Annotated in this window: 14 protein-coding genes; 6 read left to right on the forward strand and 8 right to left on the reverse strand. The window is 72.6% G+C overall.

Annotated elements, in window-relative coordinates:
• Positions 1-389 precede the first annotated feature (389 nt).
• On the reverse strand, positions 390-2438 hold the full coding sequence (locus tag HTV45_RS13305) for a helix-hairpin-helix domain-containing protein (protein ID WP_308309551.1): 2049 nt from the start codon (positions 2436-2438) through the stop codon (positions 390-392).
• Positions 2435-3421 carry an aldo/keto reductase gene (locus HTV45_RS13310; protein ID WP_215205945.1) on the reverse strand — a complete coding sequence of 329 codons (987 nt, stop codon included), beginning with the start codon at positions 3419-3421 and terminating at the stop codon, positions 2435-2437. Before HTV45_RS13310 ends, HTV45_RS13305 begins: the two co-directional genes overlap by 4 nt.
• Before the next feature lie 224 nt (positions 3422-3645).
• Between HTV45_RS13310 and HTV45_RS13315 the strand changes: the two genes are divergently transcribed.
• Positions 3646-4701, forward strand: a complete 1056-nt coding sequence (locus tag HTV45_RS13315; RefSeq protein WP_215205946.1) for an LLM class F420-dependent oxidoreductase — start codon at positions 3646-3648, stop codon at positions 4699-4701.
• 284 nt (positions 4702-4985) lie between these two features.
• Positions 4986-5774, forward strand: coding sequence for a ferritin-like domain-containing protein (locus HTV45_RS13320; RefSeq protein WP_215205947.1), 789 nt, complete (start codon positions 4986-4988; stop codon positions 5772-5774).
• A gap of 43 nt (positions 5775-5817) precedes the next feature.
• Here the strand turns inward: HTV45_RS13320 and HTV45_RS13325 are convergent, their stop codons facing one another.
• On the reverse strand, positions 5818-6813 hold the full coding sequence (locus HTV45_RS13325; RefSeq protein WP_215205948.1) for a magnesium and cobalt transport protein CorA: 996 nt from the start codon (positions 6811-6813) through the stop codon (positions 5818-5820).
• Positions 6814-6899: 86 nt separating this feature from the next.
• On the opposite strand from HTV45_RS13325, the gene HTV45_RS13330 reads away from it, so the two are divergent.
• The 4 genes from HTV45_RS13330 to mshC all read left to right on the forward strand — a co-directional run bounded on the left by HTV45_RS13330 (position 6900) and on the right by mshC (position 10496).
• Positions 6900-7586, forward strand: coding sequence for a histidine phosphatase family protein (locus HTV45_RS13330; RefSeq protein WP_215205949.1), 687 nt, complete (start codon positions 6900-6902; stop codon positions 7584-7586).
• A 103-nt stretch (positions 7587-7689) separates the two neighbouring features.
• The gene (locus tag HTV45_RS13335) at positions 7690-8280 is read left to right on the forward strand and encodes a DUF3090 domain-containing protein (RefSeq protein ID WP_215205950.1); all 591 of its coding nucleotides are present in this window, start codon (positions 7690-7692) and stop codon (positions 8278-8280) included.
• Positions 8244-9077 (forward strand): SCO1664 family protein, encoded by an 834-nt coding sequence (locus HTV45_RS13340; protein WP_215205951.1) that lies wholly within the window; start codon positions 8244-8246, stop codon positions 9075-9077. The genes HTV45_RS13335 and HTV45_RS13340 overlap by 37 nt, the downstream gene beginning before the upstream one ends.
• Before the next feature lie 189 nt (positions 9078-9266).
• Positions 9267-10496 (forward strand): cysteine--1-D-myo-inosityl 2-amino-2-deoxy-alpha-D-glucopyranoside ligase, encoded by a 1230-nt coding sequence (gene mshC, locus HTV45_RS13345; RefSeq protein WP_215205952.1) that lies wholly within the window; start codon positions 9267-9269, stop codon positions 10494-10496.
• Positions 10497-10616: 120 nt separating this feature from the next.
• Here the strand turns inward: mshC and HTV45_RS13350 are convergent, their stop codons facing one another.
• The 5 genes from HTV45_RS13350 to HTV45_RS13370 all read right to left on the reverse strand — a co-directional run bounded on the left by HTV45_RS13350 (position 10617) and on the right by HTV45_RS13370 (position 17358).
• Entirely contained in the window at positions 10617-11621 is a 1005-nt protein-coding gene (locus HTV45_RS13350; RefSeq protein ID WP_215205953.1) for a PAC2 family protein, read from the reverse strand.
• Positions 11622-12199: 578 nt separating this feature from the next.
• On the reverse strand, positions 12200-13816 hold the full coding sequence (locus tag HTV45_RS13355; RefSeq protein ID WP_215205954.1) for a glycerol-3-phosphate dehydrogenase/oxidase: 1617 nt from the start codon (positions 13814-13816) through the stop codon (positions 12200-12202).
• A gap of 7 nt (positions 13817-13823) precedes the next feature.
• Positions 13824-15383 (reverse strand): glycerol kinase GlpK, encoded by a 1560-nt coding sequence (gene glpK / locus HTV45_RS13360; protein WP_215205955.1) that lies wholly within the window; start codon positions 15381-15383, stop codon positions 13824-13826.
• Between the two features lie 83 nt (positions 15384-15466).
• Positions 15467-16261 (reverse strand): MIP/aquaporin family protein, encoded by a 795-nt coding sequence (locus HTV45_RS13365; protein ID WP_215205956.1) that lies wholly within the window; start codon positions 16259-16261, stop codon positions 15467-15469.
• A gap of 332 nt (positions 16262-16593) precedes the next feature.
• Positions 16594-17358 (reverse strand): IclR family transcriptional regulator, encoded by a 765-nt coding sequence (locus tag HTV45_RS13370; RefSeq protein WP_215205957.1) that lies wholly within the window; start codon positions 17356-17358, stop codon positions 16594-16596.
• Positions 17359-17362 lie beyond the last annotated feature (4 nt).

Raw genomic sequence — 17362 nt, forward strand, 5'->3', positions numbered from 1 at the left:
GTGGCGTCCGAGGTGCCGGCCCGGGGCGGGGTGCCGCGATCGCGGGGCTCAGCCGTCCGCGCCCGCCGGAACCTGCGGTGCCGGCAGCACCGGCAACCGCGTCGTCCGCGGTTTCGCCGTCACCTCGGCCACGGCACGCGGCAGTGCCTGCTCCACTCCGTGGCCGACCTCACCGAGCCGGCCGCTGACCGCGGCCGCTCACCCGTCCCGGGGTGTGGCGTCCGAGGTGCCGGCCCGGGGCGGGGTGCCGCGNGGCCACGGCACGCGGCAGTGCCTGCTCCACTCCGTGGCCGACCTCACCGAGCCGGCCGCTGACCGCGGCCGCTCACCCGTCCCGGGGTGTGGCGTCCGAGGTGCCGGCCCGGGGCGGGGTGCCGCGATCGCGGGGCTCAGCCGTCCGCGCCCGCCGGAACCTGGGGTGCCAGCAGCACCGGCAACCGCGTCGTCCGCGGCTTCGCCGTCACCTCGGCCACGGCACGCGGCAGTGCCTGCTCCACCCCGTGGACCACCGACAGATGCCGTCCGGCCCTGCCGAACGCCGTGTACACCCAGGGCCGGCTCAGCGTCCCGGCGGCGTCACCGGGCAGCACCACGACCACCGCGGGCCACCGGCAGCCCACCGCCTGGTGTGCGGTCAGCGCCCACCCGTGCCGCACCGCCGACTCCACCCGCTCCCGCGGTACGACGATCTCCTCGCCCCCACACTCCAGGCGCAGTCCCTCGGAGTCGGCCGTCACCACGCGGCCCGGCAGCGTACGCCCCGGAGCGGGGGAGTAGGCGATCCGGTCGCCCGGGTCGAAACCGCCGAAACGCCCCGGTCCCGGATTCAGCCGCTCCTTCAGGGCCGCGTTCAGGGCACGCGTCCCCACCGCGCCCCCGTGCCCCGGGGTGATCACCTGTGTCTCCTCGGCCGGCACCCCGATGGCACGCGGCACCGAGTCCACCACCAGCTGCACCGTGCGGTGCACGGCCTCTCCGGCGTCCCGCACCGGAACGATCACGACCTCCTTGCCGGGCGCCGCCACCTGGTGCAGCTCACCGACGCCGATCCCGGAGACCAGCTCGCCCAGCGGCCCCGGTTCCGGCCGCCGGGAGGCGATCTGCGGGCAGACCCGCTCCGCCAGCAGATCCGCGAACACCCGCCCGGGTCCCACCGACCACAGCACCCCGGGGTCACCGGCCAGCACCAGCCGGGCCCCGTCCGGCAGCGACTCCGCCACCAGCGCGGCGGCCTCGACATCCAGCTGCGGAGCGTCGAGCACCACCAGCAGATCCAGCTCCAGCGCCCCGTCGGCGTCCCGCCCGGGCCCCTCCGCGCCGGACAGCAGCCCGGCGACCGTGGCGACGCCGGGCCCCTCCACCAGCGCCGCGAACCGCTCCCGCCCGAGCGGAGCGTGGGTGGCCGCCCAGACCCGCAGCCCCAGACCGTGTGCCGCGTTCAGCAGCGCCGCCGGCTCGGCCGACGCGGCGTCCTGGCCGGTGTGCAGCACCAGCCCGTGCCCGGCGACCGCGCGGATCAGCTCACCCGCGGAACCCTCCGCCGAGGCGGCGGCGCGCTTCCACTCCGCACTCCCGCCGTCCTGCTTGGGTACGGAGGCGACCAGCCGGGCGAGAGCGTCGGCGAGGCTCTCCTCGGCCATCGCGTACCGCTCGAGACCCACGAGGACCCGGACCGGCTGCTCCTCGTCCTCCCCGGCCTCGCCGACGGCGTCCTGGAAGACGAGGACGTCCCCTGCCGAGATGGCGTCCTGCACGGCCGCGTCGGGCTCCGGCACTCCCTGCCGCCCCAGCGCGTCGGCGAGTGCCGCCGGCTCGAGTACGGTGTGCCCGGCCAGCGCCGCCTGCTCCAGCAGCCACACGGCGACCGCACGGCCCCGCCGCTCGTCGGCCGGTTCCGCCTCGGGACCGAGCAGCGCCCGCGCGAACCCGTCGGCCTGCTCGGGCCGCACCCCGGTGATCCGCAGCAGCTGCCAGGGATCGGAACGCAGCAGGCCGGCGCCCGCTTCCCCGAACTCGGCGGCGGCCCGCACGGCGAGCCCCTCCGGAACACCGCCCTGGGTCAGCACGCCCCGCACCTCCTCCACGGCGCCGGCGGGGGGAAGCGACGCTTCCGGTGTTACGGCCGGAGCCGGGCGCACGGGCTCGGGGGCGGGCCGCCGGGGCGCGGGCCGGGTCTCCTCGAACACGGTGGCGGGCGGCTTCTCCCCGCTCTCCACGGCCCGGACGGCGGCCAGCAGTTCGGCGGCCGTGCCGCTCAGCTTGGTGCCGGCCTCGACCGGCCCCTGCCGCTCCGCCTTCCGCTGCTCGATCCGCTCCCGCTCCAGGCGCTGCGCGGCCAGCTCCGCCTCGGCCTCGGACACCTGCGTGCCCTCGGCGGGCGCGGCGTCCGCGCTCGTGGGCTCGCCGTCCTCCGGCGTCTCGGGCGGCTCGGTGCTCACAGCGTGCTCCAGTCGTGATCGGGATAGCGGTGCACGGGAGCCGACACATCGTCCAGCGCCCGGCAGATCTCGTCAGGAAGACTAAGGTCCTCCACTGACAATGCCGCCGTGAGCTGCTGTGCGTTGCGCGCGCCGACGATGGGGGCGGCAACACCGGGCCGGTCGCGGACCCAGGCGAGGGCCACGTGCAGCGGGGTCACGGCGAGCCCGTCCGCCGCCGTGGTCACGGCGTCCACGATTCTGCTCGCCGTGTCGTCGAGGTACGGGGCGACGAACGGCGCGAGGTGCTCCGAGGCGCCCCTGGAGTCCGACGGGGTGGCGTCGCCCCGGTACTTGCCGCTCAGCACCCCCCGCCCGAGCGGAGAGGACGGCAGGAGCCCGACCCCGAGATCGAGGGCGGCGGGCAGCACCTCACGCTCCACACCGCGCTGCAGCAGCGAGTACTCCATCTGCGTACTCGCCAGCCGGGTGCGTGACCCGGGGGCGGCCAGCTGCCAGGTGGCCGCCTTGGCGAGCTGCCAGCCGCAGAAGTTGGACACGCCGGCGTAGCGCGCGCGGCCGCTGCCGACGGCGATGTCGAGCGCCTGGAGCGTCTCGTCGAGCGGGGTGGCGGGGTCGTAGGCGTGGACGTGCCACACGTCGACGTGGTCGGTGCCGAGCCGGGCGAGCGAGGCGTCCAGGGCGGCGAGCAGATGCCCCCGGGAGCCGTCGAACCGGCGGTCGGGGTCGGGCACGCTGCCGGCTTTCGTCGAGATCACGAGGTCGCGGCGCGGTACGAGCCCTTCCATCAGCCTTCCGAGCAGGTACTCGGCCTCGCCGTCGCCGTACACGTCGGCGGTGTCGACGAGGGTTCCGCCCACTTCCCAGAACGTCTTCAGGAGGTCCGCGGCGTCGTGCTCGTCGGTGTCCCGACCCCAGGTCAGCGTCCCGAGCCCGATCCGGGACACACGCAGGCCGGTACGGCCGAGATGCCTCTGCTCCATGAACGCCGAGATTACTGGCCCGAGGCGGAGGTGTGGGGGTCTGTGGACAACCGATTTCCGCGACCGCGCCGGGTCGGCCGGGACCTGTCACGGGCAGCGGTGCCGCAGGCGCGGGGGCCCCGTGCCCCGCCGTCCGGGAAGCCCCGCCGCGGGCGTCCTCGCGCGCCACCGCAGGTATAGGGTCGGCGCACAAGCGACGTTACTCATCGGTATGGGGAGACGGTATGCAGCTAGGGATCAACCTCGGCTACTGGGGCGCCGGAATGGACGCGGACAACCTCGCCGTGGCCCAGGAAGCAGACCGCCTCGGTTACGCGGTCTGCTGGGCCGCGGAGGCCTACGGCTCCGACGCCGCCACGGTGCTCACCTGGGTGGCCGCCCAGACCCGGCGCATCGACGTCGGGTCGGCCATCTTCCAGATTCCCGCCCGCCAGCCCGCGATGACCGCGATGACCGCCGCCACCCTCGACTCCCTCTCCGGCGGCCGTTTCCGCCTGGGGCTCGGCGTCTCCGGCCCGCAGGTCTCCGAGGGCTGGTACGGCGTCAAGTTCGACAAGCCCCTCGCCCGCACCCGCGAGTACGTCGAGATCATCCGCAAGGCCATGACCCGCGAGCGTCTCACCCACGACGGCGAGCACTGGACCCTCCCCCTCCCCGGCGGCCCGGGAAAGCCCATCAAGCTCACCGTGCATCCCGAGCGTGAGCACATCCCGCTCTACATCGCGGCGATCGGCCCGAAGAACCTGGAGCAGACCGGTGAGATCGCCGACGGCGCCCTGCTGATCTTCCCGTCCGCCGACCACCTCGAGGACACGGCCGTCCAGTACCTCCGCGCGGGACGCGAGAAGGCCGGCAAGACCCTCGACGGTTTCGACATCTGCCCCACGCTTCCCCTCGCCGTCGGCGACGACAAGGACATCACCACCCTGGCCGACACCTTCCGTCCGTACACCGCGCTGTACGTCGGCGGCATGGGCAGCCGGAAGCAGAACTTCTACAACCAGCTCGCCCGGCGCATGGGTTACGAGCGGGAGGCCGCGCAGATCCAGGACGCGTACCTGTCCGGCGACAAGCAGGGCGCGGCGGCCGCGGTTCCGCACGATCTGATCGACAGCACGACCCTGCTCGGCTCGGTGAACCGCATCGCCGACCGGATGAAGGCCTACGCCGCCGCCGGTGTCACCACGCTCACCCTCGCCCCGGCGGGCTTCACACTCGACGAGCGTCTCGCCTCGCTCCGCGCCGGCACCGAGGCCCTGGAGCGCGCCGGCCTGGCCTGACCCGCCTCGCGGGGGCAGCGCCCCGCCCCGCGAGGGGCGGAGAGGTTCTCACGGCCGTGGTGGGGGCTCGGGGGTCCACCCCGCCACGGCCGTCACCCAGGACAACGCCCGCGCGGCGCCGCGGTTACGCCCGCCGCATCACCGCACGTACTCCTTTCGGCGCAGTTGTCGGACACGCCTGTTGCCGCACGGGCTCCGGCGCACTTGACTCGTTCTTTGCGGATCAGGAACCGCGGAAGGTCAGAAGTGCAGCGCTGCGGAAGCCCGCGGAGAGGCGGCCCATCATGCTTTCGGCGAAGAGCCTGTTCCAGGAGATCCTGGACAACGACGAGTCGTTCGCACTGTTCTGCTCCATCGCCGCGAGCGGTGAGTCCCAGGGCGGGTGGGAGAACGCCCGCATCGCGGAACTGGTCCCCGAGAGCCACCGCGATCTCGCCCCCAAGATCACCCGGCACGGCGCCGACGAGGACAAGCACGGCCGCATCTTCGGCGCGCTGCTGAAGAAGCGGGGTCTGCGCCCCGTCCCGGTCCCTCCGGAGACCGACTACACGATGCTCCTGGAGCGCAGCGGCATCGGCCTGGCCCACGGCCGGCTGCGGCGCGACGAACCGCTCACCGTCCAGGACATCGTCACCTACCTCGCCCACAGCAGGGTGACCGAGCAGCGTGCCTCGGAGCAGATGGAACTGCTCCGCAAGCACTTCGCCGACCATCCCGAGCTCGGCCGCGCGGTGAAGATGATCTCCAGCGACGAGGACAACCACCTCGCCTACTGCCACGAGGAACTGCTGCGCTTCGCCTACGCCGGCCACGGCCGGGTCATCCAGCGCACCCTGCGCGAGTGCGCGCTGGCGGAGATCCGCGTCTACCGGGACGTCAGCCTCGCGGTGATGACCCACATGGGCCGCATCCTGAACTGGCCCGGACCCAAGGCGGCGGTCCTGTCGGCCGGCATCCGCGCGGTGTACGCCTACGAACGGGTGGCGGGCTGGCGCCGCATGGTCTCCCTGCGGATGCCCGACCGCACCAACGCCCTGGGCGGCCCGGCGGCCCCGGAACCGGAAGCGGCCTGACCTGTCACCCCGCTCGCCCCCGGCGGAGGCCGTGCGCCCCTCCTCACAGCCACCCCCGCCGCTTGAACGTCCCGTACAGCAGCACCTCGAGCACGACCGTCAACCCGATCACCACCGGATACGACCACTTCCACCCCAGTTCCGGCATGTGCTCGAAGTTCATCCCGTAGATCCCGGCGATCATCGTCGGGACCACGGCCAGGGCCGCCCACGCGGAGATCTTCCGCATGTCGTCGTTCTGCCCCACCCCGACCTGTGCGAGATGCGCCGAGAGGATGTCCGAGACCAGCCGGTCCAGACCCTCCACGGACTCGTTGACACGGGTGAGGTGATCGTGCACGTCCCGGAAGAAGGGCCGCGCCCTGTCCTCCACGAAGGGCACCCTCCCCCCGTACGTGTCGACCCCGGCGAGCCGGGCCATCGGCAGTGCCAGCGGCCCGGTGGCCCGGCGGAACTCCAGGATCTGCCGCTTGAAGCCGTAGATCCGGGACGCGGTGCGCCGCGAACCGGCGTCGTCGGGGGTGAAGACCTCCGCCTCCAGTTCCTCCAGATCGGTCTGCAGTTCGGTCGCCACCTCGAGGTAGTGGTCGACGACGGCGTCGGCGACCGCGTACAGCACCGACGTCGCGCCCTCGCCCAGCAGCCCGGGCTCCCGCTCCAGCCGGTCCCGTACCAGGGCCAGCGGCGAACCCTCCCCGTGCCGTACGCTCACGGCGAACGAGTCACCGAGGAAGATCATGATCTCGCCGGAGGAGACGGTGTCGCTCCGCGGCTCGTACACCACCGGTTTGAGGACCACGAAGAGCGAGTCGTCGTACACCTCCAGTTTGGGCCGCTGATGGGCCTTGAGAGCGTCCTCCACCGCCAGCGGATGCAGCCCGAACTCCTGCGCGACCAGGTCGAACTCGTCCGCCGACGGCTCGTGCAGACCGATCCAGACGAAGCCCCCGGCCGACCGCGCCTCGTCCAGCGCGTCGGAGAAGTCGAGGGGTCCCTCCGACCGCTGCCCCTCCCGGTAGATGGCACAGTCGACGATCACGAAGCGTCTTCTCCTCTCTCACGGCGCACATGGCTCGGATGTCCCGCCCGGGCACCGCGTACACCCCTACGCCTACCCTGGGCCGCATGCCCACGCTGCTCCTGGTCCGGCACGGACGCTCCACCGCCAACACCGAGGGACTGCTCGCCGGCTGGACGCCCGGCGTGGCCCTCGACGACCGCGGGGCCGCGCAGGCCGCCGCCCTGCCCGGCCGGCTCGCCGGGCTGCCGCTGGCCGAGATCGTCGCCAGCCCGCTCCAGCGCTGTCAGGAGACCGTCCGGCCGCTGCTGGACGCCCGTCCCGGCCTGACCGCGCACACCGACGAGCGCGTCGGCGAGTGCCACTACGGCGACTGGACGGGCCGCAAGCTCGCCGAGCTGTCGGACGAGCCCCTGATGGACATCGTGCAGGCACACCCGTCGTCGGCGGCGTTCCCCGGCGGTGAGTCCATGCGGGCGATGCAGACGCGCGCCGCCGAGGCGGTGCGCGAGTGGAACGCCCGCGTGGAGCGCGATCACGGCGCCGACGCCATGTACCTCATGTGCTCGCACGGCGACATCATCAAGTCTCTCGTCGCGGACGCGCTCGGACTTCATCTCGACCTCTTCCAGCGGATCGCCGTGGAACCGTGTTCCATCACGGCGATCCGCTACACACGGCTGCGGCCGTTCCTCCTCCGCCTCGGCGACACCGGCGACTTCCGGTCCCTGGCCCCGCGCGAGGAGCCGCCCGCCGGCGACGCCACGGTCGGGGGCGACGCGGGCGCCCCGTGATCGTCGGCCGCAGTAGGGTGAAGCGATCGCAGCGGTGCGGTTCCGCCGGGGCCGCCCGTGAACAGCCCACCCGTTCCCACGACTCTCACATGGAGATCAGGACGTGTCCCGTCAGGTGTTCCTCTACGACCAGCCGGAACGTTTCGTGGCCGGCACGGTCGGACTGCCAGGGCGCCGTACGTTCTTCCTCCAGGCGTCCGCCGGCTCCCGGGTGACCAGCGTGGCCCTGGAGAAGACCCAGGTCGCCGCGCTCGCCGAGCGCATGGAAGAACTGCTCGACGAGGTCGTACGCCGTAGTGGCGGCAGTGCCCCGGTGCCGGCGGTGCCGCCCACCGAGGTCGCCGACACCGCCCCGCTGGACGCTCCGGTGGAGGAGGAGTTCCGGGTCGGCACCATGGCACTGGCCTGGGACGGCGAGGACGAGCGCATGATCGTCGAGGCGCAGGCGCTCGTCGAGCTGGACGCCGACTCCGAGGAGGATCTCGCCGAGGCCGAGGAGCGGCTGCTGCAGGACGAGGAGAACGGGCCCCCGATGCTCCGCGTCCGCCTCACCGGCGCGCAGGCGCGAGCCTTCGCCAAGCGCGCCCTGGACGTCGTCAACGCGGGGCGGCCGCCGTGTCCGCTGTGCAGTCTCCCGCTCGATCCGGAGGGACACGTATGTCCGCGCCAGAACGGATACCGCCGCGGAGCGTGACGACCGTCGACCCGGCCGCCGCCGAGCTGCTCGCCCGGGGCGAGCTGACGGTACGCGGACGCATCCGCGAGGCGTCGAACGCCGCGCTGTACTGCGCCGTCACCCACCAGGGACGCGAGGCGGCCTGTGTCTACAAGCCGGTCGCCGGGGAGCGGCCGCTGTGGGACTTCCCCGACGGGACCCTCGCCGGGCGCGAGGCCGCCGCGTACGAGGTGTCCCGGGCGACCGGGTGGGAACTGGTGCCGCCCACCGTGCTGCGGGAGGGGCCGTACGGCGAGGGCATGTGCCAGCTGTGGATCGAGACCGCCCCGGGCGCGGAACTCCTCGCCCTGGTGGAGGGCGAGGAACCCGGACCGGGCTGGAAGGCCATCGGTTTCGTGGAGGCCGGCGAGGGCCGCACCGAGCTGCTCGTGCACGCCGACGACGAGCGGCTGCGCCGGCTGGCGGTGTTCGACGCGGTGATCAACAACGCCGACCGCAAGGGCGGGCATCTGCTGCCGACCGAGGACGGTCGGCTGTACGGCATCGACCACGGGGTCGCCTTCAACGCCGAGGACAAGCTGCGCACGCTGCTGTGGGGCTGGGCGGGGGAGCCCCTGACCGGGGAGGCCCTCGACGTCCTGGAGGGCCTGAGGGACGCCCTCACGGCCACGGGAGCCCTCACCGCCGTCCTGGCCCCCCTGATCACCCCCGCGGAGATCGACGCCACCCGCGCCCGCGTCGAAGCCCTGCTCACCACGGGCGTCCATCCGCGGCCGGGCACCGACTGGCCGGCCATCCCCTGGCCGCCGGTCTGACCACCGCCGGGCCCGCCGCGCACCCCCGTGGTGCGGAGCACACGCCCTTGCCCGCGTGGTGCGGAGCACACGCCCGCGCGCGGCTCCCCGTTCGCACGGCACGCCGCGCGGGTGCGCGCAAGAGCGCCTTCTCGGCCGTCCGGCCTCTCCGGTTCGTATCCGGAACTCCGGTCCGGTTAGGCTCATGACATGCATGCCTGGCCCGCTTCCGAAGTCCCCGCCCTGCCCGGTCAGGGCCGCGACCTGAGGATCCACGACACCGCGACCGGGGGCCGGATCGCCCTGGATCCCGGTCCCGTCGCCCGTATCTACGTCTGCGGCATCACGCCCTACGACGCCACCCACATCGGCCACGCGGCGACCTACAACGCGTTCGACCTCGTGCAGCGCGTGTGGCTCGACAACAAGCGGCAGGTCCACTACGTCCAGAACGTCACGGACGTCGACGATCCGCTGCTGGAGCGGGCCGACCGGGACGGCCTGGACTGGTCCGTGCTCGCCGAGCGGGAGACCGCCCTGTTCCGCGAGGACATGACGGCCCTGCGCATGCTGCCCCCGAGGCAGTACATAGGCGCGGTGGAGGCGATACCCGGCATCGTGCCGCTCGTCGAACGGCTGCGCGAACTCGGTGCCACCTACGACATCGACGGCGACATCTACTTCTCCGTCGAATCCGATCCGCACTTCGGACGGGTCTCGAACCTCGACGCGGCCGCCATGCGGCTGCTCTCCGCCGAACGGGGCGGCGACCCCGACCGCCCGGGCAAGAAGAACCCGGTCGACCCGATGCTCTGGATGGCCGCCCGCGAGGGCGAGCCGAGCTGGGACGGCGGCTCGCTGGGCCGGGGCCGCCCCGGCTGGCACATCGAGTGCGTGGCCATCGCCCTCGACCACCTCGGCATGGGCTTCGACGTCCAGGGCGGCGGCTCCGACCTGATCTTCCCGCACCACGAGATGGGCGCCTCGCACGCCCAGGCGCTCACCGGGGAGTACCCCATGGCCAAGGCGTATGTGCACGCCGGCATGGTGGCCCTGCACGGCGCGAAGATGTCGAAGTCCAAGGGCAACCTGGTCTTCGTGTCCACGCTCCGGCGCGACGGGGTGGACCCGGCGGCGATCCGGCTGGCCCTGCTCTCCCACCACTACCGCGCCGACTGGGAGTGGACCGACCGGGTCCTCCGGGACGCCGTCACCCGTCTGGAGCACTGGCGCGCCGCCGTCTCCCGCCCCGACGGACCGCCCGCCGCCGCCCTGGTCGAGGAGATCCGGGCAGCTCTCGCGGACGACCTGGACGCCCCGGCCGCGCTGGCCGCCGTGGACCGCTGGACCATGCTCCAGGAGGAGCGTGGCGGTACCGACCCGGGCGCGCCCGGCGTCGTCTCCCGCGCGGTGGACGCCCTGCTCGGCGTGGCGCTCTAGGGACGGCCGGCGCACACGACGAGGGCGCCTCCTCCCGGCCGGGAGGAGGCGCCCTTCGCATGACGCGGTCGGCTTTCGGGCTGTTCCTCGGCTTGTTCTACGGATCGGACCTCCGGGCGGTCATTCCTCCGACGATTCCCCACCGTCCGAGTCCGCCTCCGCCTCCGAGTCCGTCTCCGGCTTCGGCGGCTTCGGCGGCCGGGTCCGGCCTCCCGGAGTCTCCCGCCGGTACGGCGGAGCGTCCGAACCGTCCGCCGTCGCATGCCCGCCGGGCGGACCCGACGTCCCGTCACGGCGCCGCAGATAGCGCTCGAACTCGCGCGCGATCGCCTCGCCGGACGCCTCCGGCAGCTCGGCGGTGTCCCGCGCCTCCTCCAGCGACTGGACGTACTCCGCCACCTCGCTGTCCTCGGCGGCCAGTTGGTCCACACCCACCTGCCAGGCCCGCGCGTCCTCGGGCAGTTCACCCAGCGGGATCCGCACGTCGATCAGGTCTTCCAGCCGGTTGAGGAGGGCCAGGGTGGCCTTCGGGTTGGGCGGCTGCGACACGTAGTGCGGCACCGCCGCCCACAGCGACACCGCGGGCACACCGGCGTGCGTGCATGCCTCCTGGAGGATGCCGACGATGCCCGTGGGGCCCTCGTACTTGGTCTCCTCCAGGTTCATGCGGCGGGCCAGGTCGGGATCGGACGTCGTCCCGCTGATCGGGACCGGACGGGTGTGCGGCGTGTCACCGAGCAGCGCGCCCAGGACGACCACCAGTTCCACGCCGAGCTCGTGCGCGAAGCCGAGGATCTCGTTGCAGAAGGAACGCCAGCGCATGGACGGTTCGATGCCGCGGACCAGGACCAGATCGCGCGGCTTGTCACCGCCGACCCGGACCACCGACAGCCGTGTCGTCGGCCAGGTGATCTTGCGGACGCCGCCGTCCATGAACACCGTCGGACGGTTGACCTGGAAGTCGTAGTAGTCCTCGGCGTCCAGCGCCGCGAACACCTCGCCCTTCCACTCCCTGTCCAGATGCGCGACCGCGGTGGAGGCCGCGTCACCGGCATCGTTCCAGCCCTCGAACGCGGCCACCATGACCGGGTCGATCAGCTCGGGAACCCCCTCGAGCTCGATCACCCAGCGCCTCCTTCCGACGTGCCCTCGCGTACGCCCCAACCTTACGGCGTTCCCGCGGGGCGCCCGCAGCCCCCTTCACCGGGGAGAGTGCCCCCCATCACTGCCCCGTCGGGCAGGGGGAAACACCCCGCCGCGGTGCACGGGTACCGGATGCGGAAGGCGCGGTTCACAGCCCGGCGCGCAGCCCCGGCTCCACGCTCACGAGGTGCTCCGTCGCCCGGCACGTGGTGCCTCGGCGTCCCGTCCCGCGAGGGCCGCGAGGGCCGCCCGCCGCTCGCGGCACTGCGGCCGGCCCCGTCCTCCCGGGCCCGGCCCGCGCCGGATACGGGCCCGCCGTGGGGCCGGACGGACATTCCGTCAGGGCGCACGGCACGGAGTCGCCGCAGCCGCGCACGATGCCCCGGGGGGAAGTCCGCGTCGGCGGTGACCAGGTCCCCGCACGGACGGTTGGCCGCCGCGTCCGTCCGACCGACGGGACGGAGCGTCCCGTCGCCCGTCACCGCCGGCTCCGGCGCAGTGCGCCGAGCCGCCCCGCGTCGGCTACCGGCTCCGGTGCGGGGGAGCCGGGGGAGCGGCGGTCACTTCTTGTCGAGCAGGTTCTGCACGTCCGCGCGGACCTCGTCCGTGGCCAGGCCCCGGATCGTCAGCGTGGTGCGGCGGCGCAGCACGTCGTCCGCGGTCTCGGCCCACTCGTGGTCACGGGCCCAGACGACCTGGGCCCAGATCTCCGGGGCGTCCGGGTGGACGCGCCGGCCCAGCGCCGGGTCCTCGTTCGCCAGGCGGGCGATGTCGAAGGCCAGCGAGCCGTAGTGGGTGGCCAGGTGCCTGGCGGTGTCCGCCGCCATGCGGGGGCCGGGCGCCGGACCGTCCACCAGCAGCCGGTGGGCCACCGCGCGGGGGTTGGCCACACCCGGCAGCGGAAGCTTCTTCGGCAGCGAGGAGATCGGCTCGAGGTCCTCGCCCAGCGGATGGCCGGGCAGTGCCTGCAGCTTCTGCATGACCGTGCGGCCGATGTGGCGGAACGTGGTCCACTTGCCGCCCGCGACGGACAGCATGCCGCCCCGGCCCTCGGTGACGACCGTCTCCCGCTTGGCCTTGGCGGTGTCGCCGGGACCGCCCGGCAGCACCCGCAGCCCGGCGAAGGCGTAGGTGATCAGGTCACGGTCGAGCTGCTGGTCGCGGATGGAGAACGCGGCCTCGTCGAGTATCTGCGCGGTGTCCTTCTCGGTCACCGCGACATCCGCCGGGTCGCCCTCGAACTCCTCGTCGGTCGTGCCGAGCAGCAGCATGTCCTCCCAGGGGAGGGCGAAGGTGATCCGGTACTTGTCGATCGGCGTGGCCAGCGCGGCCCTCCACGGGGAGGTCCGCTTCAGGACCAGATGCGCGCCCTTCGACAGCCGGATGGACGGTGCGGCATCGGCGTCCTCCATACGGCGCAGGTGGTCGACCCAGGGGCCGGTCGCGTTCAGTACGAGCCGGGCGTCGACGCCGAACTCGTCGCCGGAGAGACGGTCGCGCAGCTCGGCGCCGGTGACCCGGCCCCGGGTGAACCGCAGGCCCGTCACCTCGGCGTGGTTGAGGACGACCGCGCCGGACTCGGCCGCCGCGCGGACCGTCATCAGCGCCATGCGCGCGTCGTTCATCTGGTCGTCGCCGTACACGGCCACGGCCTTGAGGTTCTCGGTGCGCAGCTCCGGCACGTCCTGCGCGGCCTTGGCCGGGGAGAGCAGGTGGCCGACGCCGTCGCCGAAGGCGGACAGCGCCGAGTACGCGAAGACGCCGGCCCCGAGCTTCGCCGCGCCGTGCGGCCCGCCCTTGTACACGGGGAGGTAGAACGTGAGCGGGTTCGCCAGGTGGGGGGCCACCTGGCGGGAGACCGCACGGCGCTCGAAGTGGTTCTCCGCCACCAGCCTCACCGCGCCGGTCTGCAGGTAGCGCAGGCCTCCGTGGAGCAGCTTGGAGGAGGCGGAGGAGGTGGCGCCGGCGAAGTCGCCGGCGTCCACCAGAGCCACCCTGAGGCCGGACTGCGCGGCGTGCCAGGCGGTGGAGATGCCCAGGATGCCGCCGCCGATCACGAGAAGGTCGTACGACGCCTTGGAGAGCTGCTCCCGGGTCTCGGCGCGGCTCGGGTTGGAGCCGGACGCCGGGCGCGTCCCCAGGGCAGGCACGGACTGCAGGGTGGCTTGGGTGGTCATGGCGGTTCTACTCCTCGTCCTCGAGCCAGCCCATGGTCCGCTCGACGGCCTTGAGCCAGCTCTTGTACTCACGGTCGCGGGTGTCCGCGTCCATGCGGGGGGTCCACTCGGCGGCCCGCCGCCAGTTGGCGCGCAGGTCGTCGGTGTTGTTCCAGAAGCCGACGGCGAGGCCGGCGGCGTAGGCGGCGCCGAGGCAGGTGGTCTCGGCGACCATCGGACGCACCACGGGGGCGTCCACGAAGTCGGCGAGCGTCTGCATCAGCAGGTTGTTGGAGGTCATGCCGCCGTCGACCTTGAGCGCGGTGAGTTCCACACCGGAGTCCTTGGTCATGGCGTCCGCGATCTCCCGCGTCTGCCAGGCGGTGGCCTCCAGCACGGCACGCGCCAGGTGCGCCTTGGTGACGTACCGGGTCAGTCCGGCGATCACACCGCGGGCGTCGGAGCGCCAGTACGGGGCGAACAGTCCGGAGAAGGCCGGTACGAAGTAGGCGCCGCCGTTGTCCTCGACGGAGAGCGCGAGGGTCTCGATCTCGGCGGCGGTGGAGATCAGGCCCATCTGGTCGCGCATCCACTGCACCAGCGAACCGGTGACGGCGATCGAGCCCTCCAGGGCGTAGACCGTGTCCTGGTCGCCGATCTTGTAGCCGACCGTGGTGAGCAGACCGCTGTAGGAGTTGATGATCTTGTCACCGGTGTTCATCACCATGAAGGTGCCGGTGCCGTACGTCGACTTGGTCTCGCCCTCGGCGAAGCAGGTCTGGCCGAACAGGGCCGCCTGCTGGTCACCGAGTGCGGAGGCGACCGGGATACCGCCGAGCAGATCGCCCAGCCTGCCGCCGGTGATCTCGCCGTAGACCTCGGCGGAGGAGCGGATCTCCGGCAGCATGGCCGGCGGGACACCGATGGACTCGGCGATCTTCTCGTCCCACTGCATGGTGTGCAGGTTCATCAGCATGGTGCGGGACGCGTTGGTGACGTCGGTGACGTGGCGGCCGCCGTCGACACCCCCGGTCAGGTTCCAGATGACCCAGGAGTCCATGGTGCCGAAGAGGATGTCACCGGCCTGGGCGCGCTCCTTGAGGCCGTCGACGTTGTCGAGCAGCCAGCGGGCCTTGGGGCCGGCGAAGTAGGAGGCGAGGGGCAGACCGGTCTCGCGGCGGAAGCGGTCCTGGCCGACGTTGCGGCCGAGCTCGCGGCAGAGGGCGTCGGTGCGGGTGTCCTGCCAGACGATGGCGTTGTGGACGGGCTCACCGGTGTTCCGGTCCCACAGCACGGTGGTCTCGCGCTGGTTGGTGATGCCGATGGCCTTGATGTCGTCGCGGGTGATGCCGGCCTTCTCGATGGCTCCGGCGACGACCTCCTGGACGTTGGTCCAGATCTCGGTGGCGTCGTGCTCGACCCAGCCCGGCTTGGGGAAGATCTGCTCGTGCTCCTTCTGGTCGACGGAGACGATGCGTCCGTCGCGGTCGAAGACGATGCAGCGCGACGAGGTGGTGCCCTGGTCGATGGCGGCGATGAACGGCCCGTGGCCGTGGGAGGCGATGCCGGCGGTGTGGGCGTCGGTCACTGTGTGCTCCTGGGGGTTCCTTGGTTACGGGGCTGGGTGTACGGCGCTACTACAAGATTCGCGCTTCGCGGCGATTCGGTCACCTATGCGAAGGCGAGGTTGTAGATACCGGCCGCGAGGGCACCGCCGATCAGCGGGCCGACCACCGGGATCCAGGAGTAGGACCAGTCGGAGCCGCCCTTGTTGGGCAGCGGCAGCAGCGCGTGCACGATGCGCGGACCGAGGTCACGGGCCGGGTTGATCGCGTAACCGGTCGGGCCGCCCAGCGAGAGGCCGATCGAGGCGACCACGAGCGCCGTGATCAGGCCGCCCAGCACACCGAGGCCGTTGCCCGCGTCGTTCAGGCCCTGGGTGAGGATGGCGAGCAGCAGTACGAAGGTGCCGATGATCTCGGTGGCGAGGTTCTGCACCGAGTGCTTGATCTCCGGGCCGGTGGAGAAGATGCCGAGCACGGGGCCCGCGCCCTTCTCCCGCGCCTCGACCGACTTGGCGGCGGGGGCCTGCGTGTCCGGACCGCCGACGATCTCCCGGTCGGTGAGGTGGGCCTGGAACTGGCCGTAGTAGGCGATCCAGACGAGCGTGGCGCCGATCATCGCGCCGAGGAGTTCTCCGGCGAAGTAGACCGGAACGTCGCTCCAGCCGCCGTCCTTGATGGCGAGTGCCAGGGTCACGGCCGGGTTGAGGTGGGCCCCGGAGAGGGGCCCCGCTATGTACACCGCCGTCATGACGGCGAAGCCCCACCCGAAGGCGATGGCGAGCCAGCCGGCGTTACGGGCCTTGGAGGCCTTGAGCGTCACGGCGGCGACCACGCCGCCGCCGAGCAGGATGAGTATGGCGGTACCGATGGTCTCGCCGATGAAGATGTCGGAGCTGGACACCCGCGACTCCTTTGTCCTTCGTCCAGGGAGCCGACCCCCGGGTCCCTCCGGGGATTGGCGCCCTCAGGGGTGAGAGCGATGCCGGCCCTTGGCGTTGTCACACTCTAACGCGTATTGCCGGTTAGTGTTCGACAATGCCGACCGATGGACGGGAGTCTTGTCCGGCGTCCGGGATGCGTCAAGGGTTTGGTTGCCGGTAGCGCGATCGTTACTGACCGCCCGGGTTGTGGATCTTCGTGGTGTTTCCGGGACCCGGCGATCGGTACGGCGTCCCCGGGACATGCCGGTACCCGGGATGCCGCGGGGCAGCCCGGTCGTCGTCGGCGTGCCGGTCAGAACCGCCCGGCGCCCAGATCCCGCGACACCGCGCGGGCGCAGTCCCGTACCGCGGCGATCAGCTCGGGCCGCAGCTCGCCGTCCCGGCGCAGCCGCTCCACCGCCCCCGCGATGCCGACCGCGCCCACCGGCATGCGGCGCCGGTCGTGGATGGGGGCGGCGAGGGAGGCGACGCCTTCCCAGGTCTCCTCCACGTCCGCCGCGTACCCGCGGGCGCGGGTGAGGTCGAGGAGGTGCTCGAAGGAGTCGAGATCGCACACGGTGCGGTCGGTGAAGGCCTTGCGGTCCGCCTCCAGGGCCTCGCTGTGGGCCACCGGGTCGTAGGCCGACAGGACCTTGCCCAGGGCCGTCGAGTGCAGCGGCTGCATGACGCCGATCTCCAGGACCTGCCGGCTGTCGTCGGGCCGGAAGACGTGGTGCACGATCAGCACGCCCTGCTGGTGCAGCACCCCCAGGTAGACGCTCTCGCCGCTGGAACGGGCCAGGTCGTCCGTCCACACCAGGGCGCGCGCCCGCAGCTCGTGCACATCGAGATAGGTGGTGCCCAGGCGCAGCAGCTCGGCGCCCAGCTGGTAGCGGCCGGAGGCGTCGTCCTGTTCCACGAAGCCCTCGTGCTGGAGGGTGCGCAGGATGCCGTGGGCGGTGCCCTTGGCGAGGCCCAGCGACGAGGCGATGTCCGACAGGCCGAGCCGCCGCTCGCCGCCCGCGAGCAGCCGCAGCATCGCCGCCGCCCGTTCGAGCGACTGGATGTTCCGTGCCATCGCC

Source organism: Streptomyces sp. CHD11 (assembly GCF_018638295.1).
In the GTDB taxonomy this organism is placed as follows: Bacteria; Actinomycetota; Actinomycetes; order Streptomycetales; family Streptomycetaceae; genus Streptomyces.